Here is a 21,825-nt window from a genome sequence, read left to right on the forward strand (position 1 = left end):
AGCCCGAACGATGGACATCACCGAACTGCTGGCCTTCACCGTCAAGAACAAGGCCTCTGACCTGCACATTTCCTCCGGCTTGCCGCCCATGATCCGGGTACACGGCGACGTCCGCCGCATCAACCTCCCGGCGCTCGCCCACAAGGACGTCCACAGCATGGTGTACGACATCATGAATGACTCCCAGCGCAAGCAGTACGAGGAATTCTTCGAGACCGACTTCTCCTTCGAGATCCCCAACCTGGCGCGCTTCCGGGTCAACGCCTTCAACCAGAACCGCGGCGCCGCGGCGGTGTTCCGGGTGATTCCGTCCAAGGTCATGACCCTCGAGGAGCTCAACTGCCCGAAGATCTTCAAGGACATTGCCAACCAGCCGCGGGGCATCGTGCTGGTCACCGGCCCGACGGGCTCGGGCAAATCCACCACGCTCGCGGCGATGGTCGATTACGTGAACGAAAACGAATACGGCCACATCCTCACCGTCGAGGACCCGATCGAATTCGTGCACGAATCCAAGCGCTGCCTGATCAACCAGCGGGAGGTCGCGCGTGACACCCACTCCTTCAACGCGGCCCTGCGCTCGGCCCTGCGGGAAGACCCGGACGTGATCCTGGTGGGCGAAATGCGCGACCTGGAAACCATCCGCCTGGCCCTCACCGCCGCCGAGACCGGCCACCTGGTGTTCGGCACCCTGCACACTTCCTCCGCCGCCAAGACCATCGACCGTATCGTCGACGTCTTCCCCGCCGCCGAGAAGGACATGGTGCGGGCCATGATGTCCGAATCCCTGCGCGCGGTGATCTCCCAGACCCTGCTCAAGACCAAGGACGGCACCGGCCGGGTGGCAGCCCACGAGATCATGATCGGCACCCCGGCCATCCGCAACCTGATCCGCGAGAACAAGGTCGCCCAGATGTACTCCGCCATCCAGACCGGCCAGAACCTCGGCATGCAGACCCTCGACCAGTGCCTCGCCGACCTCGTCCGCCGCAACATCGTGTCCGGCGCCGAAGCCCGCCTGCGAGCCCAGAACAAGGACAGCTTCCCGGCCTGATGCAACAGCGGCCGGACGCGCCCTGCACCTCCCCCTGAACTTAGCCACCCGCCGGCGCATTGCCGGCCACAGGACCCACCATGGAACGCGACCAGGCACTCAAGTTCATGCACGATCTGCTGCGGCTGATGCTGCAGAAGAACGGCTCGGACCTCTTCATCACGGCGGGCTTCCCGCCGGCGATCAAGATCGACGGCAAGATCGTGCCCCAGTCCAACCAGCAGCTCACCCACACCCACACGGCCGAGCTGGCCCGCGTGGTCATGAGCGACCGCCAGGCACAGGAGTTCGAGGCCACCAAGGAGTGCAACTTCGCCATCTCCCCGCCGGGCATCGGGCGCTTCCGCGCCAACGCCTTCATCCAGCAAGGCCAGGTGGGCCTGGTGCTGCGGACCATCCCGCAGAAGATCCCGACCCTCGACGAGCTGGGCCTGCCGCCCGTTCTCAAGGACATCGCCATGTCCAAGCGCGGCCTGGTGATCTTCGTGGGTGGCACCGGCACCGGCAAGACCACCTCCCTGGCGGCGATGGTGGACTTCCGCAATGAAAAGACCTTCGGGCACATCATCACGGTGGAAGACCCGATCGAGTTCGTGCATGCCCACAAGAACTGCATCGTCACCCAGCGCGAGGTCGGCATCGACACCGACTCCTGGGAGCCGGCCCTCAAGAACACCCTGCGCCAGGCGCCGGACGTGATCCTGATGGGCGAAATCCGCGACCGGGCCACCATGGACTACGCGGTCGCCTTCGCCGAGACCGGCCACCTGTGCCTGGCCACCCTGCACGCCAACAGCGCCAACCAGGCCATCGACCGGATCATCAACTTCTTCCCGGAAGAACGGCGCCAGCAGCTCCTGATGGACCTCTCCCTGAACCTCAAGGCCCTCATCTCACAGCGCCTGCTGCCCATGTGCGACCGCAAGGGCCGGGTGCCGGCGGTGGAGGTCATGCTCAACTCGCCGCTCATCTCCGACCTGATCTTCAAGGGCGACATCCCCAACATCAAGGAAGTGATGAAGCGCTCCAGCGAGCTGGGCATGCAGACCTTCGACCAGAGCCTCTTCGACCTCTACGAGAAGAACCTGATCACCTACGAGGACGCCCTGCGCAACGCCGACTCCATGAACGACCTGCGCCTGCAGATCAAGCTCAAGAGCAGCCGTGGCGACCGTGACATGCTCTCCGGCATCCAGAACCTCGACATCGTGTGAATGGGGGCATGAAGCTACTGCGTGGTCCGGTCTCGCGACTGCGATGCTCGCCGTACTCGAGTACGGCTGCGCTTCTCGTCGCGACCTCGGACCGCTCGCTACGCTTCCTGCCCCCATTCAGGCGTGTGCTGGTTCGGGAAGGCTCGCTGCGCATTGCCTTCCCTCACTGACGGGCAGTCAGTACCTCAGGCGGCGTCGGAGGGTTTTGGTTTTCTCGCCGAGCCGGCGATCATGAGGTATTCGTACAGACGGCAGTCGATGGAGCCGTTGTACAGGGGGGTGCGCTTGCTGGCCTTGAGGCGGACGCCCTTGGGCAGGGCCGGGTCGCCACTGAAGAAGTAGCAGCGCCAGCCTGTCCAGTGGGCCTTGAGGGCGTCACCGAGCTTCGGGTAGAAGGCTTCCAGCTCGGAGGTGTCGGACAGGCGCACGCCATAGGGCGGGTTGGCCACCAGCACGCCGGATGCGGCCGGCGCCTTCATGTCCAGCATGTCGCCGCGCCCCACTTCCACACAGCCGTCCAGACCGGCGCTGCGCAGGTTCACAAAACTCTTGCGCTGCTGCTCCTCGAGGATGTCCGAACCGTAGATGGCCAGCTTGCGCGGTGCCTGCCGGCGCGCCTCGGCGGCCTTGCGGATGGGCAGCCACACGTCCCGCTCGAAGTGCTTGAAGCGCTCGAAGGCAAAGTGCCGCCCCAACCCCGGCGCCACGTCCAGCGCCATCTGGGCGGCCTCGATCAGGAAGGTGCCGCTGCCGCACATCGGGTCGCAGAGGGCCTCCTCACCGGGCTTCCAGCCGGTCAGGCGCAGGATGCCGGCAGCCAGGTTCTCCTTCAGCGGCGCCTCCACCGCGGCGGGCTTGAAACCCCGCTTGTAGAGCGGCTCGCCAGAGGTGTCGAGATACAGGGTGACCGTGTCCTCCGACAGAAAGGCGTGGATGCGCATGTCCGGCGTCTGGGTGTCCACGTCGGGACGACGCCCGGCCACGGTACGGAAGTGGTCGCACACCGCGTCCTTGATCTTCAGCGTGGTGAACTCCAGGCTGCGCAGGGGCGACTTGTGGGCGGTAACGAAGACGCGGATGGTCTGATCCGGCGTAAACCAGCGGGCCCAGGTGGGCGCGTAAGCGATGCGATAGACATCCTCCTCGCCACGGTAGCGACCCATCGTGATCTGCCACAGGATGCGGCTGGCCAGGCGGCTTTCCAGGTTGGCCCGGTAGCACACGGCCCAGTCGCCGGCGAACTGCACGCCGCCGGGCAGGGCTTTGGGGTCGGTGGCGCCGAGGGCGCGCAGCTCCTCGACGAGGAGCGACTCGAGGCCGCGGGGACAGGGAGCAAAGAAATTCAAGGCAGGAATCCGTAAGGAAGAATCAGAAGGGCTTCAGCACGACAAGGAAGACGCAGGCGAACAACACCAGCACCGGGACCTCGTTGAAGAAGCGGTACCACACGTGGCTGCGGGTATTGCGCCCGGCGGCGAAGTCCCGCATCAGGCGGCCGCAGTAAAGGTGATAGACGATCAGGAAGGTGACCAGCCCGGTCTTGGCGTGCAGCCAGCCTCCAGCCACGTCAAAGCCGAACCACAGCCACATGCCCAGCGCCACCGCCAGGATGCCCAGCGGCGTCATGAAGCGATAGAGCTTGAGCTCCATCAGGGCCAGCCGCTCACGGGTCGCGGCATCGCTCACCATGGCGTGATTGACAAACAGGCGGGGTAGATAGAACAAGCCGGCGAACCAACTGGTCACGAAGATGATGTGCAGGGCCTTGATGCTGAGGAAGAGCATGACGGGTCTCGTTAGGGTTTCAGGAAGAAATGCCGCGCAGGCCGGCCAGGGTGGCCGCCACCGTCGGGTAACGCAGCTGCACGCGCAGTTCGCGCTTGATCCGCCGGTTGTCGAGGCGACGGGATTCGGACATGAAGGACAGGGTCTGCGGCGACAGTCGGCTCCCCGCCTCGGCCCGCGACACCCGGGGCGGCCGTGGCAGCCCCAGGGCATCGGCTACCTGATCGAAGTAGTCCCCCATCTTCAACTCGCTGTCGTCGCTGGCGTTGTAGGTCCGGTTCGGCCGGCCGCGAAACAAGGCCAGGGCCAGCAGGCGGGCCAGGTCGTCCGCATGGATGTGATTGGTGAACACGTCGTCCTCGGGGCTGAGCACCGGATCGCCGCGGCGCAGGCGCTCGACCGGCAGGCGGGCCGCCGAATCATAGATGCCCGGCGCCCGCAGGATGGCCACCCGGCAACCCGATGCAGCGCCAAAGCGCCGCAGACGCGCCTCGGCAGCCACCCGCCGACGCCCGCGCGGCGAGACGGGGCGTGCCGGCCGGCTCTCGTCCAGCCAGGCGCCGCCACAGTCTCCATAGACGCCCGTAGTACTTATGTAGCTTATCCGTCGTGGTAGACTCCCGCGACGAGTCAGGGCCGCCAGCAGGCGCCGGGTTCGCGGATCGTCATCCCCCTGCCCCGGCGGGGGCGCGCAGTGCAGGACGTATTCCGCGATACCCGCCAGACGCCTCAGGCTGCCCGGCACATCGAGATCAGCCACCAGGGGCTCTGCCCCGAGGGCACGCAGTGCTGCGCACTCCTCCGGACGGCGCACCACGGCCCGGACGCGAAAGCGGAGCGCCAGCCACGGAATGATGCGGCGGACCACGTCTCCGCTCCCGACAATCAGCACCCGATTCATTTTTCGACGTTTCATATTTCCATTATCTCACGGCCACCCACCATGTCGTTCCAGGTCACCCTCCAGCCCAGCGGCCTCCACTTCGAGGCCGCCCCCGACGAAACCGTTCTCGCCTCCGCCCTCGCCGCCGGGCTGCTCCTCCCCTACAGCTGCCGGGACGGTGCCTGCGGCGTCTGCAAGAGCCGGATCGTCTCCGGCGAGGTGGACCTGGGCCGCATCTCCGAATCGACCTTGACCGCCGCCGACCGTGAAGCCGGGCTGGCCCTGCTGTGCTGTGCCACGCCGCGCTCCGACCTGGTGGTCGAAGTCCGCCAGGTCACCCGGGCAGGCGACATCCCGGTCAAGAAGCTGCCATGCCGGGTCCAGAAGCTGACCCGCGCGGCGCCCGACGTGATCGTGCTCGAGATCAAGCTGCCGGCCAGCGAGAAATTCCAGTTCATCGCCGGCCAGTACATCGACTTCCTGCTGGCCGACGGCAAGCGCCGCAGTTTTTCGATCGCCAGCGCGCCCAGCGGCGCCGACTTCCTCGAACTGCACATCCGCCTGGTACCGGGCGGGCAATTCACCACCCATGTGTTCGAAAAGCTCAAGGAGCGTGACATCCTGCGCTTCGAAGGCCCCCTGGGCGGCTTCCGCCTGCATGAAGAATCGACCAGGCCTATCGTGCTGCTGGCCGGCGGCACCGGCTTCGCACCGATCAAGAGCATCGTCGAGCACGCCATCGCCACCGGGCAGACCCGCCCGATGACCCTTTACTGGGGCAGCCGCGACCTGGCCGGCCTCTACCAGCTCGAACTGGCCCGTAGCTGGGAGGCCCTGCTGCCCGGCTTCCGCTGCATCCCGGTCATCTCCGATGCAACGCCCGCGGACGCCTGGAGCGGCCGCCGCGGCCTGGCCCATCACGCCCTCATGGCCGACCTGCCCGACCTGTCCGGCCACGAAGTCTATGCCTGCGGCTCGCCGGCGATGATCGACACCGCCCGCGCCGACCTCACCTCCCGCTGCGGCCTGCCGCAGGAGGCCTTCTTCGCCGACGCCTTCAGCTTTTCGAACGACGCCGGAGCCGCCTGAGCTCCCACCGGAACCTGCGCCATGAGCAATGCCGTCCTGATCACCCGCGAACCGGTCATCAACAAACAGCACAAGATCACCGCCAACCGGCTGATCGTCCATGCGGCGTCCGTCTCCCAGGCGGTGGAGGCCCTGGACAGCCTCGCCGAGGTGTGGCCTTCGACCCACCCGGTCTTCATCAGCCTCTACAAGCTGGTGCCCACCCCGGACCTGCTCAACTGGATCGCCCCGGCCAATGCCATGGTCGAGATCCCCACCCAGTCGATCGCCCATCCCCTGACCCTGACCCTGATCCCCCAGCTGCTGGCCGCCAACATCAGCCTCAACCTCACCTGGTATCAGCACGACACCGTCCTGCCGCCCAATGTGCAATGGCGCTTCCTGATCGTGGATGCCAAGCGCCAACACCTGCCCGCCGACCCACCAGGGCTGTCCATCGCCTGGGGGCTGACGGATGTACCCGACTTCCGCAACGCCATCGCCGAGGGCTACGACGGCGCCTCCGGCTGGTTCTTCCTGCGTGGCGTCAAGACCGACGGCAAGCTCGCCCCGTCCCACGCCCAGATCGTGCGTCTGATGAACCTGGTGCGGCGCAATGCGGAAGTCCGCGAGATCGAAACCGTGTTGAAGCAGGACGTGGCCCTCTCCTACAAGCTCCTGAGATACATCAATTCCGCCGGATTCGGGCTGATGTGCGAAATTCAATCCTTCCGGCATGCCGTCACCATCCTCGGCTACGAAAAGCTCAATAAATGGCTTTCAGTGCTGCTCGTCTCCGCCAGCCGCGACCCGTCTGCACCCGCGCTGATGCAGACCGCCATCGCCCGCGGACGCTTCATGGAGAAGATCGGGGCCGCCTTCTTCGACAAGGGCGAGCTGGACAACCTCTTCATCACCGGCGCTTTCTCGCTGCTCCACCTCCTGCTCGGCGCCAGCCTGCAGTCGGCCCTGGAGGAAATGCATCTCCCCACCCCGATCGCCGATGCGCTGATCACGGGCGATGGCGTCTATGCCCCCTTCCTCAAGCTGGCCAAGGCACTAGAGAGCTTTGACGACAAGCAGCTGGCCCAGCTGGCCGGCGAACTCCACATCTCCCCCGACCAGGTCAACCGGGCCCACCTCGAGGCCCTTTCCTTCGCCGACAGCCTGCAATTCGGCTAGTCCGACCCGGCCCGCAACCAAGCATCACCTCCGCCCGGGCCACCCTGCCGCCCGGGCGGCAGGCCGTCCACCCACAGCACAGAGCGGTCGGATGGCTGCAAAACCTCAGCGTCATTCGCGGAATGGATCACGCTCACCACGCATGGGGCGGGTCAGGGCAAACATAAGTCACAGTTTGGGTTTGGGTGGGCAGGATACGATCGAAAGCACGAAATCTGAGAAATACGTGCCTCCTTCATGCAAACCACCCGAAACGCCAAAATGCGACGCCCCGCCGTGATTCCCACCTTGCGCCTGCACTGCCAGCGTGAGGCGGCGATCTCCCTGCTGCGGGTACTGTCCCTCGGGACCTCCACGCCGAAAGATGCCGCACGCATCATCATTCTCGATCCGGTCCTGCTCTTCGAGCTGCTGCTCACCAGCCCGCTCGGCGAAGCGGAGGGGCACAAGCTGCTGGACGCCATCGCCCTGCGGATCGACAACACCAGCCAGGCCCTGCTGCAGGCCTGGGCGCTGCGCCACATCATCCACCAGCCCCAGCGCCGGACCAGCGAGCACAGCCATCGCCACCACTGCCTGCACAGCCAGTTCGTCGCCGAACTGGCAGGGCACCTCGCCCGCGAGACCGCCTACGCGGCCCCCGACGAGGCCTATGCCACCGGCCTGCTCCACGACCTCGGCCTGCTGTGGATGTCCGAATACGCCGACGACTACGCCAGCCTGCTGGCCGACAGCCCCGATGAATGGACGCTCAGCGGCAATGAGTGGGAGCGCTACGGCCAGGATCACACCGAGATTTCCTCCGCCTTGCTCGCCTCATGTGGCCTGCCGCCGGTAGCCACCGACGCCATCGCCCTGCATCACGCCAACGTGGACACCCTCGTCACCGCCCACCCGCTGGTCCGCATCGCCGCCGCCGCCGAGGAGCTTGCCAATTACCGCAGCAGCCAGTCGGCCGACTGCCTGGAGCGCGCCGGCCGCCTGACCGGCCTGGAAGGCGCCCTGCTGGTCAGCCTGCTCGCCGACACCAGCCGTGAAGTGCAGGAGCGCGCCCTCGCCGCGGGAATCCCGGCAGAGCCGGCGATGCTCTCGCTGCCCTGGAGCAACCAAGCGGACACCGTTACCGAGACAGGCAGCATCGATGGCGGCGTCGCCCGCTCGGCGCTGAACGCCTTCACCCGCAGCGTCTTCACCCGCGACCTGTCTGCCTGGAGCGATTTCAACACCGCTTCGCGCCTGCTGCTCGGCCTTGATGCCCCAGTGCTGTTCATCCGGCCCCTCGACGGCCAGACTCTCAGCGGCACCACCAGCACGGCCCTGCCCGGCGTGTCGCAACTCCATATCGCGGTCGAGGATGCCCACAGCGTCATCGCCGAGGCCTACCGCAGCGGCGTCGAGACACGCTTCCAGTCCGCCGACCGCCCGCCCGGCCGCTGCGCCGCCGACTGGCAGCTTGCCCGCTGGCTGGAGTGCGACGGCCTGCTCTGCGTCCCCTGGGAGAACGAGCACCAGTCCGGCATCGCCGTCTATCCCTGCGCCGCGGACGAACATACCGGCGAGGAGATCGACCAGGCCCTGCGCAAGCTCGTCACCGACGCCGCCACTACCCGGATCTCGGCCAAGCAGGCCGATGAGCGGATGCGCGTGGATCTCGAGGAGAGCGTGGCCCGGCGCTACATCGACCACGCCCGACGGATCGCCCACGAGGCCAGCAACCCGCTCACCGTGATCAAGACCTACCTGGGGATCATCGATGAGAAGCTGGAAGACTCGACCCTCAAGGAGCAGCTCAACCTGCTCAGCGACGAACTCGACCGGGTCGCCACACTGATCCGCAAGACCAGCGATTTCACCGGCATGGTTCCGGCCGGCCCCGCCCACAGCGGCGTCGCCGAGATCCTGCACGACCTGCGCGCGCTGTATGGTGAGGCGCTGTTTGCGCGCAGGGGCATCAACTTCGAACTGCGCACCTCGCCCAACCTGCCGCCAGCCGCCATTCCGCCGGACGCGCTCAAGCAGATCCTGCTCAATCTCTTCAAGAATGCCGCCGAGGCCATTCCCGAGGGCGGCAAGCTGAGCGTCTCGGCGGTATCGGGGATCAACACCAACGGCCACGCCTGCCTGGAGATCCGCATCGTGGACAACGGCCCCGGCCTCTCACCCGAGCGCGTACAGACGCTGTTCACCGGCGGCGCCCGCAACAGCACCAAGCCGGGTGGCGGAGTCGGACTGCCGGTGGTGCGGGAGCTGGTCACCCGCAACAACGGCACCATTCTGTGCCGCAGCCAGCCCGGCTCCGGAACGGTATTCCAGATTTTCATGCCACTGGCGGCCCGGCCGTGATTTAGGGCATCATTGGGCCACAAAAAAACCAGACCCATATCAGGGAGTCAGAATGGTCATCCCCTGGAAAGGGCCCCCTTTTCCCATGGACGCCAGGCAACGCTCGTCCCCGGAGACCCTGGCCCGCATCCTGGTCATAGACGACGAGCCGTCACTCACCCGTTCAATTGCCGCGCTGCTCCAGGCACATGACCGGCTGATCGAAACCTGCGGCTCCGTCGCCGAAGCCCTGTCCCGGCTCAACGCCAGCGCCTACGACCTGCTTCTGCTGGATTACCGCCTGCCGGACGCCACCGGCCTGGCGGTCATGGACTGGCTGATCAGCCATGAGCGCCGGGAATCGGTGATCATGATCAGCGCCGAGCACTCGACAGACGCCGCGATTGGCGCCCTGCGACGCGGCGCGCGGGACTTCCTGCTCAAGCCCTACACCGCCGACCAGCTCCGCCACGCCGTGAACAACGCGCTGGCGCAGCGCCAGATCGAGCGCAACCAGCGCCAGGCCAGACAGCGCCTGGAATCGTCCGAAAGGATGCATCGCTACCTGGTCGAGAACTCCCTCGACCTCATCTACACCCTCGATGTGGACGGCCGGTTCAGCTATCTCAACCAGCGTATCGAATCCCTGCTCGGCCACTCCCGCAGCACCCTGATCGGCCACCACTTTTCCGAGATCATCTACCCGGAAGACCTTGAGCGGGCACGCTTCTCCTTCAACGAACGGCGTACCGGCAGGCGCGCCACCAGCAATTTCGAACTGCGCCTGAGCCGCAGCCAGACGATGGAGGGCAAGGCCCCCCAGGAGCCGGTCACCATCGTGCTGAACGCCATGGGGATCTACAACCGCGACGACGCCCAGGCGCCCGCCCATTACGCGGGCACCTATGGCGCGGCCCGGGATCTGTCCGGCCCCGGGCACGACATCGCAACCCGGCAGCCTCACCACGACCCGCTCACCCGCCTTCCCAACCGCGAGCTGTTCCGCGACCGCCTCGACCTGGCCATCGCCCAGGCCCGGCGCCGGAAGGGCTACATCGCGGTGATGTTCATCGACATGGACCGCTTCAGATTCGTCAATGAAACCTATGGCGAAAGTGAAGGCGACGCCCTGCTCCGGGCCATCGCCCTGCGCCTGCGCCAGAGCCTGCGCAAGGGCGACACGCTGACCCGCCACGGCAGCGACGAATTCCTGGCGCTGCTGCCCGACGTGGGCGGCCGGGACGATGCCCGGATCATTGCCGAAAAGATCCTCGACGCCTTTCGTCAGCCCTTCAGCGTCGGTGACAGCGAGTTTGCCGCCACCCTCAGCCTCGGCCTGGCCCTGCATCCGGAAGACGGCAGCTGCGCCGACGAACTCATCCAGCACGCCAGCGTCGCCATGCACCAGGTGAAGAGCACGGGACGCGACGCACACAGCTTCTTTGCGGCCGACATGCACGCCAACTACCGGCAGCGCCTGTCCCTGGAGCACGAATTCCGCCAGGCCCTGAGCCGCCAGGAGCTGGAGCTCCACTATCAGCCCCTGGTCAGCATCTCCCGCCAGCGCATCACCGGCATGGAGGCGCTTGTCCGCTGGCGCCACCCGCGCCATGGGCTGGTGGCACCCACACGCTTCATCCACATGGCCGAAGACGCCGGCATCATCCACGAGATCAGCCGCTGGGTGATCGAAACCGGCTGTGCCCAGCTGGCCAACTGGCGTCAGGACCACCCGGATCTGCGCCTGTCCACCAACCTGTCGGCCCGGGATTTCGACCACCCCGAACTCGACCTGTCGATCTCCCGGGCCCTGTCGCGCCATGGCCTGACGGCGGGCAGCCTGGAGCTCGAAATCACCGAACGGCTTCTGGTGGAGAACGGTGAGCGTATCTCCCTGCGCATGCAGGGCCTGCGCAACCTGGGCGTGGGCATCGTCATTGACGACTTCGGCAGTGGCTATTCTTCGCTGACCCACATGCAGAGCTGCAACATCACCCGCCTGAAGATCGATCGTCGCTTCGTGCAGGACATCAAGCCCGCCGGGCATCACCCGGTGGTCAGCGTCCTCGCCGGCATCGCCCGGGGCTTCGACGTCCAGCTCGCGGCGGAGGGCGTCGAGCACAAGGAGCAGTTGCATGCCCTCGAATCCCTCGGCTGCGACGAGATGCAGGGTTTCCTGTTCTCGCGCCCGGTGGACGCGGAAGAGGCCACCCGCATCCTCGATGAATACCGGCACCCCGGCCTGCCGGGTCACCTGCCGCCACCCGCACTGACCTTCCAGCTCAGCCCCTGAAGCAGGGCCACACCCTCCAACAACCGTCACACTACGACGCTAGATTGGGCCCCGTTGCATCTTCAGGAGATCGCCATGGGAATCTTTAGACTCGTCATTGCCCACCCCCGCAGTCCTGAAACGACGAGACTCGTCGCCGAACACCTTGATCCGGGCTGGCTCAAGCAGCGTGGCTATGAAATTGCGCGCAGCCTGGGTGACCAGGGCGCCCTGTGGAAGGCCGAGGCCCAGGGGCAGGCATCACGGCTGGCCCTCAACTGCCGCACCGGCCACGCCCTCGCCATCGTCACCGACTGACCGGGCGGAGAGCAGCGCCCCTCAGCGCCCGAGGGGCAGCAGCACGCCCGTGTCGATGCCTTTTTCGCGCAGGCGGGACTGGGCCGCAAGGGCTTCCCGGCGGTCGGCGAACGGCCCCACCACCAGACGGGTTTCAACCTGGGCGGGAATGCCGGCCTGGGCCATCCGGGCCTTGAGTTCCTCGGCCCGGGCAACACTCGAGAAGAAACCGAACTGCAGCACATAGCCCCGTGCCAGGGCCTCTGCCGGAGCGGCCGCGGCCTGCGCAGCGACGGGCGCTGCAGCGCCCGTCCGCGCCGGCATGCCGGCCACGGGGGCCGGCGCGGCGCCGGACTGCGGCTGCGCCGCTACCGAAACCGCCACGGCAGGCGCCGGGGACGCGGTCGGGGCTGAGCCGGCAGGCCTTGGTGCCACCACAGTTCCGGCTGGAGGCAGATCCCGTTGTGGCGCCGGGCTGGTCTGCTGCACAAGCGCCGGCGCTGCCGCTGCGGGCACGCGCGGAGCCTGGGCCGGCGGGGTGACTGGCGGGGCTGCCGGCACCGGAACCGCAGCGGAACGCGGCGTCTCGTCGGCACGGGCAGGCGCCCGATGCTCCACCTCACGTCCGTGCGCAGAGGGCGCAGCCTGATTCGGCCGGGCCGTCGGCACACGCGGCGATTCAAGGCGATCCACCGGTGCCCCGGCACCTTCGGAATCGCGCGGCAACATGGGTGGCACCGTAGCCTCGGCCGGCTGCTCCTCCGCGGCCCCGGCCTGGGGCCCCTCGCTCCCGGCGCGAATCACCTCCGGCGGCGCGTCACGTCCCACATCCGAAGCCACCTGGGCAGGGGCGATCGGCTTGGTGGGCAAGGCCACCTCCTCACTGCCACGCGGCTTCGAGAGATGGTCGAAAACCGCCAATGCGCCGAGCAGGAGTGCAATCAAGCCACCAGCGACCCCGGCCCTGAACCACAACTGGCGGCGGGAATCCTCGCCGGAATCGGGGCCGTCATCCGCCAGCCTGCGCTCGTCCGTCATGCCCTCTCCTCCGCTCGCGCCAGGGCGCAGACCAGCTCCGCCTCGGCCACGGAAATGCCGCAGTGCTCCGCAATCTTGGCCGCATCGAAACCCCGGCCGGCCAGCAGCATGGCCTCCGAATGCTGGGGCGACACCGGGCGCACATACTGGACCGGCGGCGCCTGCTCGCGCACCGCCTGCTGCGCATCCCTCAGGGCATCGAGGTCGCGTCGGTTGGCGGCAAGCTCGCGCCGCAGGAAATCGCTTTCGGTCTGCAGCTGGGAGACATCCCTTCGCAGTTGCTGGATCTCCAGCTCGTTGAGCAGGGCACGTGAAACCGATTCATCCTCGGGGGCAGACTCGGGCTCCGGCTCGGCCGGAGCCTCCTCGACAGCGGCAGGTGCCGGCGGCGCAGCGGCAAGAACCGTCTGCGCCACTGTTGCGTCGGCATCCGCCCGGGCCGCCGCCCGCGGGCGGGACAGCCTGAACAGGGTGAAGGCGAGGTAGATGGCCAGGATGGCCACCAGTGCCCAGATACCGTCGCGCACATCCAGCTCGATCACCGGCACGCCCTCGCGGACATTCCGTTGCGGCTCATTGACCCACATGCTGTGCTGACGATGATCGTTCCCCTGGTGGCTGGCGTTGGATTGACGCTGGATAATAGCTGCGCGCCTCTCCACCGACAATGCGGCACCCCGCCGGGCCGCAGCTTTTCGTATGTTCCTGCTAAAAAAAATCCTCTCGACCCTGGTTTTACCCCCTCTCGGGCCCCTTTTACTCATCCTCGCCGGATTGATCCTGGGCCGCCGCCATCCACGTGGCGGGCGACTCCTTGCCGCTGTCGGGCTGATCGTGAGCGTCGTCCTGATGACGCCGGCGTCCGTCGGACTGCTTCTCGCCGACCTTGAGAGCCACCCGCCCATCACCGATGAAGCGCTCGGCCAAGCCGACGCCATCGTGATCCTGGCCGGCGGCATGCGCAGTCATGCGCCGGAATTCGGCGAAGGCACAGTGAACGCGCGGACCCTCGAGCGCATCCGTTACGGCGCGCGCCTGGCCCGCAAGTCGGGCCTGCCGGTCCTCGTCTCGGGGGGAGCGCCGCAGGGCGGGACAGCCGAAGCGGAATGGATGAAGCGCAGCCTGCAGGAAGATTTCGGCATCACCGTCCGGTGGGTGGAGGCGGCTTCACTGGACACCCGTGAAAACGCCCTGCTCAGCGCTCGCATCCTGCACCCCGAAGGCTTGCGGCGGATCGCCCTGGTGACCCATGCAGCCCACATGCGCCGGGCCGAGGCCTGGTTCAAGTCTGCCGGCTTCGAGGTGCTGCCCGCCCCCACCGCCTACTTCACGGACAAGCACCCCGACGACGCAGAAGACTCACAACCCGGCGCCAGCGGCCTGTTTCTGGCGGCCGCGCCCAGCATGAGCGCCGCCTACGCCGGCTGGTACGCCATCCACGAATGGCTGGGTCTGCTGGCTTTCCGGCTCAGCTCTTGAAGTGCGGCCGACGCTTGCCGAGGAAGGCGTTCACCCCTTCGTCGAAATCGGCATGGGCCGCACAGCGGGCAAAGGCCTCGGCCTCCAGCTGAAGCTGAGCGCCCAGGGATTGGTCGGGCGACTCGTTGAGCAGGCGCTTCATCTCGGCAAAGGTATGGCGGGGCCCGGCACAGATGCGACGGACCAGCACAGACACCGCATCGTCGAGGGCGTCCGGCATCACCACCTGGTTGACCAGGCCCAGGCGCTCGGCCTCGACAGCATCGAAGCGATCGGCCAGCAGCAGGAGCTCGAAGGCCCGCCGGCGCCCGAGCATGCGCGGCAGCAACCACGACACGCCGCCGTCACCAGACAGCGCAATGCTGGAATAGGCCGTTGTGAAGTAGGCGTCCTCGGCGGCCACCACCAGGTCGCAGCCCAGCACCAATGACAGGCCGAAGCCGGCGCAGGCCCCATGGACCCGCGCGATCACCGGCACCGGCAGCGCCTGCAGGGCGTTTACGCTCGGATTGATGTACTGCTCGATCAAGGCCCGGAAGTTGACCAGGCGGCTTTCGGGCGACAAGTGCAGATGCGCCGCAAAATCGCGGAGATCACCGCCCGCCATGAAGTGATTGCCGGCGCCCGCCACCACCACCACGCGCAGGTCATCCCGGCGTGACAGCTCGGCGGTGGCCAGGGCCAGCGCCTTCATCATGTCCACCGACAAGGCATTGAGCGCCTCGGGGCGGTTGAGGGTCAGGGTGGCAACACCATCGGCCACCGTGAGCAGGACGGGGGAAGTCATGACCCTTACTCCTTCTTCGACATTGGATTCACCAGCTGCCATTTCACCGCGAAGCCGGCTCGCTGGAAAGGGCTCCGAAGGATTTCGGCACGAACGGCTGCGGGGCGGACGAAAGCCCCGCAGCCCTCAGCCGGTCAGAGCTTCTCGAAGACCCCAGCCGCGCCCATCCCGGTACCGATGCACATCGAGATCATCCCGTAGCGGGCTTGGCCCCGGCGCATGGCACTCATCAGCGTGGCCGCCCGGATGGCACCGGTGGCCCCCAGCGGATGGCCCAGGGCAATGGCGCCGCCCTGGCGGTTGATCACGGCCGGATCCAGGTCGAGCTGCCGGGTCACGGCGATGGCCTGGGCCGCAAAGGCTTCGTTGAGCTCGATCCAGTCCAGCTGCGACTGGGCGATGCCGGCCGCCTTGAGGGCACGGGGAATCGCCTCGACCGGACCGATACCCATGATCTCCGGCGGCACACCGGCCACCGAATAGCTGCAGAAACGGGCGATCGGCGTCACACCGTAGCGCTTGACCGCAGCCTCCGACATCAGCAGCACCGCACCGGCGCCATCCGACATCTGCGAACTGTTGCCCGCTGTCACCGAGCCCCGCGCCGCAAAGACCGGCTTGAGCTTGCCCAGGCTCTGCATGGACGCATCGGCCCGCGGGCCTTCGTCGGTGTCACAGACGCGCTCGACCACGCGCACCGTGCCGCCTTCACCGGGCAGGTGGGTCGTCACCGTGTAAGGGCTGATCTCGTCACGGAAGGCGCCCGCCGCGATCGCCGCAGCGGCGCGCTGGTTGGACTGAACGGCAAAGGCGTCCTGCTCCTCGCGGCTGACCTTCCACTGCTGCGCCACCTTCTCGGCGGTGAGGCCCATGCCGAAGGCGATGCCCAGGTTCTCCTCGCGGGCGAAGATCGCCGGATTGAGGGAGATCTTGTTGCCCATGATCTGGGGCATCACGGTCATGCTCTCGGTGCCGGCGGCAATCATCACGTCCGCCTCACCCAGGCGGATGCGCGCCGCCGCGTCCGCCACGGCCTGCAGGCCGGAAGAGCAGAAACGGTTGATGGTGATGCCCGGCACGCTGTTGGGCAGACCGGCCAGCAGCACACCGATGCGCGCCACGTTCATGCCCTGCTCCGCTTCCGGCATGGCGCAGCCGACGATCACGTCGCCGATCTCGCTGGCATCGAGCCCCGGCACCTGGCCGACGACCGCGCGCAGCACGTGGGCCAGCATGTCATCCGGCCGCACATTGCGGAACATGCCGTTGCGCTTGGCCACCGGCGTGCGGGTGGCGGCGACGATGTAGGCTTCCTGGATCTGTTTGCTCATCTTGATATGTCTCCGTATCTCGTCGCGATCAGTTGCGCAGGGGCTTGCCGGTTTCCAGCATGTGCACGATGCGCTGCTGGGTCTTCTCGGTCTTCAGCAGGTCCATGAACTGGGCCCGCTCCACGTCGAGGATCCACTGCTCCGACACCTTCGCGTTGGTCTCCACCTCACCGCCGCACAGGGCAATGGCGATCGAACGGGAAACCCGGTAGTCCCAGGCGGAAATGAAACCGCCCTCCTTCATGTTGATCAGCATCATCTCGCAGGTGGCGATGCCGTTGCGGCCGGCCACCGGCACCGCGCGCTGCACCGGGGGCGGCTGGTAGCCGGCCTCGGCCAGGGCCCGGGCCCGATGCAGGGCCACATGGAGCAGCTCACGGGCATTGAAGACGATGTCGTCCGAAGCGCGCGCAAAGCCCAACTCCACGGCCTGCAGTGCGCTCTTCGAGACATTGGCCATGGCCACCGTCTGGAAGGCGTTCTGCATGAAGGGGAAGACGTCGCCGCCGGCCGCCCGCGACGCCATGGAGGCCGCCTGCAGCACGAACTCCTTGCAGCCGCCGCCGGCCGGGATCAGGCCGACACCGGCTTCGACCAGGCCCACGTAGCTCTCCAGGGCCAACACCCGGTGGGTCGCCTGCATGGCGAACTCGCAGCCGCCGCCCAAGGCGAGGCCCTGCACTGCTGCCACGGTGGGCACCAGGGAATGCTTGAGCAGCATGGAAGCCTGCTGGAAGCGCGCCACCATCTTGTCGAGATTGTCGAAACGGCCCGCCTGGCAGGCTTCGGCCACCTGTTTGAGGTTGGCCCCCACGGCAAAGGGCGCCTCGTGCCAGATCACCAGGCCATCCAGGTCGCGCTCGGCGCGGGCGATGGCTTCATGCACACCATCCAGCACCTCGTCGCCGATGGCATGCATCTTCGACTTGAAGGACAGGATGCCGATGCGGGCGTCCTTGGCCGGCAGGTTCCACAGGCGCACGCCCTCGTTTTCCCAGAGGGTCTGGCCGGCATCCGGCGCGGTTTCGCCGAGCACCTGCTCGGGATACAGCTGACGGCCATACACGGCGAGGGTCGAGCGCGGCTTGAGACTGCTGCTGGCGGCGCTCCAGGAGCCCTCAGCCTGATGCACCGCCTGGCGACCGTCGAACACCCAGTCCGGCAGCGGCGCCGGGCTCATCGCCTCACCGGCCGCCACATCGGCGCGGATGGCCTCGGCGATGGCCTGCCAGCCGGCTGCCTGCCAGGTCTCGAAGGGCCCCAAGGCCCAGCCGAAGCCCCAGCGCATGGCCAGGTCCACGTCGCGGGCGTTGTCGGCGATGTTTCCCAGGTGGAAGGCGCAGTAATGGAAGACGTCGCGGAAGATCGCCCACAGGAAGCGCGCCTGGGGATGGGCGCTGGCCCGCAGCTGGGCAAACTTGTCGGCTGGATTGCGGTTCTTGAGGATGGCCAGCACCTCGGGGGCCACCTCGCCGCCGCTGGGGCGATAGCCCTGGCTGGCCAGGTCGAGCACGGTGATGGTCTTGCCATCCTTGCGGTAGATGCCGCCCTTGGTCTTCTGGCCGAGAGCGCCCTGGGCGATCAGGCCGGCGAGCCATTCCGGGTTCTTGAAATACTGGAACCAGGGGTCGTCCGGCAAGGTTGCCTGCATGGTGCCGACCACGTGGGCCAGGGTATCCAGGCCCACCACGTCGGCGGTGCGGTAAGTGGCGCTCTTGGGCCGGCCGATCAGCGGGCCGGTAAGGGCATCCACCTCGTCAAAGCCGAGGCCGAGCCGCGCGGTGTGGTGCATCACCGCCAGGATGGAGAACACGCCGACGCGGTTGGCCACGAAATTGGGGGTGTCCTTGGCCCGCACGATGCTCTTGCCGAGACGGGTGGTCAGCCAGGTCTCCAGGCCGTCGAGCATGGCCGGGTCGGTGCTGCGGGTGGCGATCAGCTCCACCAGCGCCATGTAGCGCGGGGGATTGAAGAAGTGGATGCCGCAGAACTGGGCGCGGGCAGCCTCGGGCATGCCGTCGGACAAGGCCTCGATGGACAGCCCCGAAGTGTTCGACGCGAAGATCGCATCGGCACGCACGAAGGGCGCCACCTTGGCGTACAGGTCCAGCTTCCATTCCATCTTCTCGGCGATGGCCTCGATGATGAGGTCGCATTCGCGGAGCTTGTCCAGGTCGCTGCCGTAATTGGCCACGTCGATGAACTGGGCGCGGTCGCGGGTGGCCAGCGGCGCCGGCTCCAGCTTGCGCAGGGCATCGACGGCCTTCTTCGAGATGCCGTTGGGGTCGCCTTCCTTGGCCGGAAGGTCGAAGAGGATGACCGGAACGCCGGCGTTGGCGCAATGGGCGGCAATCTGCGCCCCCATGACACCGGCACCCAGCACGGCCACCTTGCGAATGATCAGTCTGCTCACATGTGTCTCCTTTGACTCGGCTGACTCGGCCCTGTGTCGGGCCCTTGTTATCGGGATCCGGCCCCGGGGCTCCCATGGCCAGAATTTGAACAACTGTTCAAATCTTAGCGCAATGATTCCTCGGGGCACAACAACTTTTAAATAAATCAGGGTCTTGGCAGGCCCTGCAGGCTACCGGCCGGGGCCAGAAAGCCGGCGACGATGAAGGGTCTCAGCCTGGCCAGGACGGCTTCCGGATCGCCGGCATCGGCCAGGGAGTAGGTTTCGGTCATCCGCATCACATCCTTTCCGGCCATGGCATAGGCCACGATGCCCACGAAGAAATACATCCGCCACACCACGTCGTCCTGGCTCAGGTCCGGCAGCGCCAGCATGAAGGCCTGGCGGTAGCGGTCCACCGCCTCACGGTACTCGGCCGGGAAGAAGGCCTCGGTGCCCGGCCCGGGTTCGTAGAAGGCCCGCGCGATGAGCTGCTTGAAGACCTCCCCCGTCACCGAATCCTTGCGGGTCAGGCGCAGGGCCGAAGACAGGAAGGCATCGACCAGCACATCGACGGCGATGGGCTGACCGGCGGCCTCCGCCTCGAGTTTGTCGAGGTAAGTCACCCGGCTGGCGCCGCGGCTGCCCAGGGCCCGTTCATAGACTGCCTCCATCAGCCCCTGCTTGGTGCCGAAGTGGTAGTTCACCAGGGCCACCGGCACCCCGGCAGCCCCCGTGATCATGCGCACGGAGGTTGCGGCAAAGCCGTTCTCCATGAACAGGCGTTCGGCCGCATCGAGGATGCGGGTCTTGGCGTCGGGGGTGGCAGGATCGGATGCAGCCATGGGTCGGGATTCGGAAGAGTTTGTCACGCGGGGATGCCCAGGCACCCCCACGACCGGCAGGACAGGTCAGAAGGCCACGGAATACTGCGCGCCGAGGATCCACACGCGGGCATCGTAAGCACCCTTCACGTAGCCCCGGCCCAAGGCCGCCTGGTTATTGTCGATCTTCGACTCCGGCACGTGAAGATAGGCCACGCCCACATCCAGCACCGACGATTTGTCGAACTTCACCTGGGCGCCAGTGGAGAACCAGGTCCGGTTGTTGTCCGGCAGGGACACCAGGCGATGCTGGGCATCAGGCACCGGCGTCTGGTCGTAGGCCACGCCGAACTTCAGCTTGATGGCCTCGGTATAGCGGTAGTTGGCCCCGACCGCATAGCGCCAGGTGTCGCGGAAGTGGGTATCGAGGGTCTGCACGGTGGCACCGCTGAGGGCGCCGGCGGTCCGCACGATGTCCACCTTGGGAATGCTGCTCCAGCCTGTCCAGGAGATGTCGCCGAGCATCTCCCACTTGTTGTCGAGGCGCTGCACCACCGACAGGATGAAGGTGTCGGGCAGTTCCACGTCCGCCTTTGCACTACCCGTGGAGAGGGCCGGCGAGGCGCCCGCGGCCGGGCCGGAGACGGCCAGGCTGCCGGTCAGTTCATGCTTGATCTTGGAGCGGTAGGACACCCCCACCTTGGTGGTGGGGCTGACGGTGAACAGCGCACCCACGTTCCAGCCCCAGCTGTTGTCGCCCGCATCCAGGGTGGCCCGGGTGGCCGACAGGGCGGCCGAGGTCACGGTGGCGAGACGCGTGTACTCAGCCTCCATGCGCTGGTAGTTCAGACCCGCCCCCAGGGAAACCATGTCATTCACCCGCCATGCCACGCTGGGGTTGATGTTATAGGTCTTGATGTCGAACTTGAGCGCCTGGGCGCCGCCCAGCCAGGGGCTGTCGTATTCGGTCACCAGACCGAAGGGCGCGCCGAAGCCCACCCCGACATAGACATCCTTGGTCAGCCCCCACGACAGGTAGCCATTGGGAATGAAAGCCCAGCTGCCCGCATCATTCCCGGTGCCGGTGCCGGCAAGCACACCGGTACTGGATCCACGGTCGCTGAACTTGAAGGTCGGGCGCACCAGGGCAATGCCCGCGGAGGCCTCGCGGGCCTGCAATTGGGTCATGCCGGCCGGGTTGAAATAAATGGTGCTGGCGTTCTCGGCCACTGCGGCAGAGCCCGCGTAGGCATTGCCGATCCCGCTGGCGTTCTGTTCCAGCAGCTGAAAGCCCGCGGCGCCGGCCTGCCCTGCGGCCAGCCCCATGGCAAGGCAGGACATCAGGCGGGCGATCGTTTTCATCTTCATTTATGCGTCTCCTCACATGTGGGCAATAGGCATGTAGTCCCACCGTAGGCTGCCCCAACCCCGGGGGATTCGAGAACTGCGCAGCCCTGCGGCTTTGCAGCACCGGTTTGAACCCTTGCATTCACGCGGCGCTCTCGGCCGGCAGATCCTGCTTCACGCCGTCAGCGCTCACCGCCACGTAGGTCAGGGTGGCCTCGGTCACCTTGACCACCACCGGCGCGTCGGGATTGCGTTCGGCGAACACTTCCACATCCACCGTCACCGAGCTGCGGCCGATGCGCACGATGCGCGCATAGAAGCTGACGATGTCGCCCACCGACACCGGCTGCTTGAAGACGAAGGCGTTCACCGCCACCGTCGCCACACGCCCCCGCGCCCGCTGGCGGGCCGGCAGTGCGCCGGCGATGTCCACCTGGGACATGATCCAGCCACCGAAGACGTCGCCCGCGGGATTGGTGTCCGCCGGCATCGGCATCACGCGGAGCACCGGCATCTCATTGGGGGGCAGACGGGTAGGCTGATTGCACAT

20 protein-coding genes are annotated in these 21,825 nt (G+C 66.8%); 8 read left to right on the plus strand and 12 right to left on the minus strand.

Annotated elements, in window-relative coordinates; genetic code table 11:
* Positions 1–10 precede the first annotated feature (10 nt).
* Both HHL15_RS12750 and HHL15_RS12755 read left to right on the plus strand, forming a co-directional pair.
* Entirely contained in the window at positions 11–1,054 is a 1,044-nt protein-coding gene (locus HHL15_RS12750) for a type IV pilus twitching motility protein PilT (protein ID WP_169146159.1), read from the plus strand.
* 80 nt (positions 1,055–1,134) lie between these two features.
* Entirely contained in the window at positions 1,135–2,268 is a 1,134-nt protein-coding gene (locus HHL15_RS12755) for a PilT/PilU family type 4a pilus ATPase (protein ID WP_169146160.1), read from the plus strand.
* A 185-nt stretch (positions 2,269–2,453) separates the two neighbouring features.
* Here HHL15_RS12755 and HHL15_RS12760 read toward each other — a convergent pair whose 3' ends face one another.
* The 3 genes from HHL15_RS12760 to HHL15_RS12770 are packed head-to-tail and all read right to left on the minus strand — an operon-like array spanning position 2,454 to position 4,954.
* Positions 2,454–3,614: a THUMP domain-containing class I SAM-dependent RNA methyltransferase gene (locus HHL15_RS12760; RefSeq protein WP_206198740.1), complete on the minus strand. Its 1,161-nt coding sequence runs from the start codon at positions 3,612–3,614 to the stop codon at positions 2,454–2,456.
* A gap of 22 nt (positions 3,615–3,636) precedes the next feature.
* Complete coding sequence (locus tag HHL15_RS12765; protein ID WP_169146161.1) at positions 3,637–4,053, minus strand: CopD family protein; 417 nt, start codon at positions 4,051–4,053, stop codon at positions 3,637–3,639.
* Positions 4,054–4,072: 19 nt separating this feature from the next.
* A complete protein-coding gene (locus HHL15_RS12770; protein ID WP_169146162.1) occupies positions 4,073–4,954 on the minus strand; it encodes an NAD(P)H-binding protein in 882 nt (293 codons plus the stop codon).
* Positions 4,955–4,996: 42 nt separating this feature from the next.
* Here HHL15_RS12770 and HHL15_RS12775 point away from each other — a divergent pair, with 42 nt between their 5' ends.
* The 5 genes from HHL15_RS12775 to HHL15_RS12795 all read left to right on the plus strand — a co-directional run bounded on the left by HHL15_RS12775 (position 4,997) and on the right by HHL15_RS12795 (position 12,098).
* On the plus strand, positions 4,997–6,025 hold the full coding sequence (locus tag HHL15_RS12775) for a CDP-6-deoxy-delta-3,4-glucoseen reductase (protein ID WP_169146163.1): 1,029 nt from the start codon (positions 4,997–4,999) through the stop codon (positions 6,023–6,025).
* A gap of 21 nt (positions 6,026–6,046) precedes the next feature.
* Positions 6,047–7,186, plus strand: coding sequence for an EAL and HDOD domain-containing protein (locus tag HHL15_RS12780; protein ID WP_169146164.1), 1,140 nt, complete (start codon positions 6,047–6,049; stop codon positions 7,184–7,186).
* Between the two features lie 261 nt (positions 7,187–7,447).
* The gene (locus HHL15_RS12785; RefSeq protein ID WP_169146165.1) at positions 7,448–9,529 is read left to right on the plus strand and encodes an ATP-binding protein; all 2,082 of its coding nucleotides are present in this window, start codon (positions 7,448–7,450) and stop codon (positions 9,527–9,529) included.
* An 85-nt stretch (positions 9,530–9,614) separates the two neighbouring features.
* A complete protein-coding gene (locus HHL15_RS12790) occupies positions 9,615–11,801 on the plus strand; it encodes a putative bifunctional diguanylate cyclase/phosphodiesterase (RefSeq protein ID WP_169146166.1) in 2,187 nt (728 codons plus the stop codon).
* A 75-nt stretch (positions 11,802–11,876) separates the two neighbouring features.
* Positions 11,877–12,098: a hypothetical protein gene (locus HHL15_RS12795; protein ID WP_169146167.1), complete on the plus strand. Its 222-nt coding sequence runs from the start codon at positions 11,877–11,879 to the stop codon at positions 12,096–12,098.
* A gap of 21 nt (positions 12,099–12,119) precedes the next feature.
* On the opposite strand, the gene HHL15_RS12800 is transcribed toward HHL15_RS12795, so the two are convergent.
* From HHL15_RS12800 to HHL15_RS26930, 3 genes are all read right to left on the minus strand, one after another.
* Positions 12,120–13,115, minus strand: a complete 996-nt coding sequence (locus HHL15_RS12800) for an SPOR domain-containing protein (RefSeq protein ID WP_169146168.1) — start codon at positions 13,113–13,115, stop codon at positions 12,120–12,122.
* Positions 13,112–13,702 carry a DUF2802 domain-containing protein gene (locus tag HHL15_RS12805; RefSeq protein WP_169146169.1) on the minus strand — a complete coding sequence of 197 codons (591 nt, stop codon included), beginning with the start codon at positions 13,700–13,702 and terminating at the stop codon, positions 13,112–13,114. Before HHL15_RS12805 ends, HHL15_RS12800 begins: the two co-directional genes overlap by 4 nt.
* A gap of 169 nt (positions 13,703–13,871) precedes the next feature.
* Positions 13,872–14,084, minus strand: coding sequence for a hypothetical protein (locus tag HHL15_RS26930; RefSeq protein ID WP_328825035.1), 213 nt, complete (start codon positions 14,082–14,084; stop codon positions 13,872–13,874).
* On the opposite strand from HHL15_RS26930, the gene HHL15_RS12810 reads away from it, so the two are divergent.
* Entirely contained in the window at positions 14,073–14,594 is a 522-nt protein-coding gene (locus HHL15_RS12810) for a YdcF family protein (RefSeq protein WP_328825036.1), read from the plus strand. The genes HHL15_RS26930 and HHL15_RS12810 overlap by 12 nt on opposite strands.
* Here HHL15_RS12810 and HHL15_RS12815 read toward each other — a convergent pair.
* The 6 genes from HHL15_RS12815 to HHL15_RS12840 form a co-directional block, all read right to left on the minus strand.
* Complete coding sequence (locus HHL15_RS12815; protein ID WP_169146171.1) at positions 14,584–15,381, minus strand: enoyl-CoA hydratase/isomerase family protein; 798 nt, start codon at positions 15,379–15,381, stop codon at positions 14,584–14,586. The two genes, HHL15_RS12810 and HHL15_RS12815, sit on opposite strands and share 11 nt — an antisense overlap.
* A gap of 134 nt (positions 15,382–15,515) precedes the next feature.
* Positions 15,516–16,712 (minus strand): acetyl-CoA C-acyltransferase, encoded by a 1,197-nt coding sequence (locus HHL15_RS12820; RefSeq protein ID WP_169146172.1) that lies wholly within the window; start codon positions 16,710–16,712, stop codon positions 15,516–15,518.
* A gap of 28 nt (positions 16,713–16,740) precedes the next feature.
* A complete protein-coding gene (locus HHL15_RS12825) occupies positions 16,741–19,125 on the minus strand; it encodes a 3-hydroxyacyl-CoA dehydrogenase/enoyl-CoA hydratase family protein (RefSeq protein WP_169146173.1) in 2,385 nt (794 codons plus the stop codon).
* 146 nt (positions 19,126–19,271) lie between these two features.
* Positions 19,272–19,949: a TetR/AcrR family transcriptional regulator gene (locus tag HHL15_RS12830; RefSeq protein WP_169146174.1), complete on the minus strand. Its 678-nt coding sequence runs from the start codon at positions 19,947–19,949 to the stop codon at positions 19,272–19,274.
* A gap of 66 nt (positions 19,950–20,015) precedes the next feature.
* The gene (locus HHL15_RS12835) at positions 20,016–21,296 is read right to left on the minus strand and encodes an OmpP1/FadL family transporter (protein WP_169146175.1); all 1,281 of its coding nucleotides are present in this window, start codon (positions 21,294–21,296) and stop codon (positions 20,016–20,018) included.
* Between the two features lie 121 nt (positions 21,297–21,417).
* The gene (locus HHL15_RS12840) at positions 21,418–21,825 is read right to left on the minus strand and encodes an acyl-CoA thioesterase (protein ID WP_235943380.1); all 408 of its coding nucleotides are present in this window, start codon (positions 21,823–21,825) and stop codon (positions 21,418–21,420) included.

It is taken from the genome of Zoogloea dura, from assembly GCF_012927165.1.
In the GTDB taxonomy this organism is placed as follows: domain Bacteria; phylum Pseudomonadota; class Gammaproteobacteria; order Burkholderiales; family Rhodocyclaceae; genus Zoogloea; species Zoogloea dura.

Excerpts from the sequence above, each read along its gene's own strand:
- HHL15_RS12770 (WP_169146162.1), bottom strand. The coding sequence starts at position 4,954 with ATGAATCGGGTGCTGATTGTCGGGAGCGGAGACGTGGTCCGCCGCATC.
- HHL15_RS12800 (WP_169146168.1), bottom strand. The coding sequence starts at position 13,115 with ATGACGGACGAGCGCAGGCTGGCGGATGACGGCCCCGATTCCGGCGAG.
- HHL15_RS12815 (WP_169146171.1), bottom strand. The coding sequence starts at position 15,381 with ATGACTTCCCCCGTCCTGCTCACGGTGGCCGATGGTGTTGCCACCCTG.
- HHL15_RS12820 (WP_169146172.1), bottom strand. The coding sequence starts at position 16,712 with ATGAGCAAACAGATCCAGGAAGCCTACATCGTCGCCGCCACCCGCACG.
- HHL15_RS12840 (WP_235943380.1), bottom strand. The coding sequence starts at position 21,825 with ATGTGCAATCAGCCTACCCGTCTGCCCCCCAATGAGATGCCGGTGCTC.
- HHL15_RS26930 (WP_328825035.1), bottom strand. The coding sequence starts at position 14,084 with ATGACTGCGCATGCCGCCGGCCAGGATCACGATGGCGTCGGCTTGGCC.
- HHL15_RS12750 (WP_169146159.1), top strand. The coding sequence starts at position 11 with ATGGACATCACCGAACTGCTGGCCTTCACCGTCAAGAACAAGGCCTCT.
- HHL15_RS12830 (WP_169146174.1), bottom strand. The coding sequence starts at position 19,949 with ATGGCTGCATCCGATCCTGCCACCCCCGACGCCAAGACCCGCATCCTC.
- HHL15_RS12835 (WP_169146175.1), bottom strand. The coding sequence starts at position 21,296 with ATGAAGATGAAAACGATCGCCCGCCTGATGTCCTGCCTTGCCATGGGG.
- HHL15_RS12775 (WP_169146163.1), top strand. The coding sequence starts at position 4,997 with ATGTCGTTCCAGGTCACCCTCCAGCCCAGCGGCCTCCACTTCGAGGCC.
- HHL15_RS12780 (WP_169146164.1), top strand. The coding sequence starts at position 6,047 with ATGAGCAATGCCGTCCTGATCACCCGCGAACCGGTCATCAACAAACAG.
- HHL15_RS12765 (WP_169146161.1), bottom strand. The coding sequence starts at position 4,053 with ATGCTCTTCCTCAGCATCAAGGCCCTGCACATCATCTTCGTGACCAGT.
- HHL15_RS12795 (WP_169146167.1), top strand. The coding sequence starts at position 11,877 with ATGGGAATCTTTAGACTCGTCATTGCCCACCCCCGCAGTCCTGAAACG.
- HHL15_RS12785 (WP_169146165.1), top strand. The coding sequence starts at position 7,448 with ATGCGACGCCCCGCCGTGATTCCCACCTTGCGCCTGCACTGCCAGCGT.
- HHL15_RS12805 (WP_169146169.1), bottom strand. The coding sequence starts at position 13,702 with ATGTGGGTCAATGAGCCGCAACGGAATGTCCGCGAGGGCGTGCCGGTG.
- HHL15_RS12755 (WP_169146160.1), top strand. The coding sequence starts at position 1,135 with ATGGAACGCGACCAGGCACTCAAGTTCATGCACGATCTGCTGCGGCTG.
- HHL15_RS12810 (WP_328825036.1), top strand. The coding sequence starts at position 14,073 with ATGCGCAGTCATGCGCCGGAATTCGGCGAAGGCACAGTGAACGCGCGG.
- HHL15_RS12790 (WP_169146166.1), top strand. The coding sequence starts at position 9,615 with ATGGACGCCAGGCAACGCTCGTCCCCGGAGACCCTGGCCCGCATCCTG.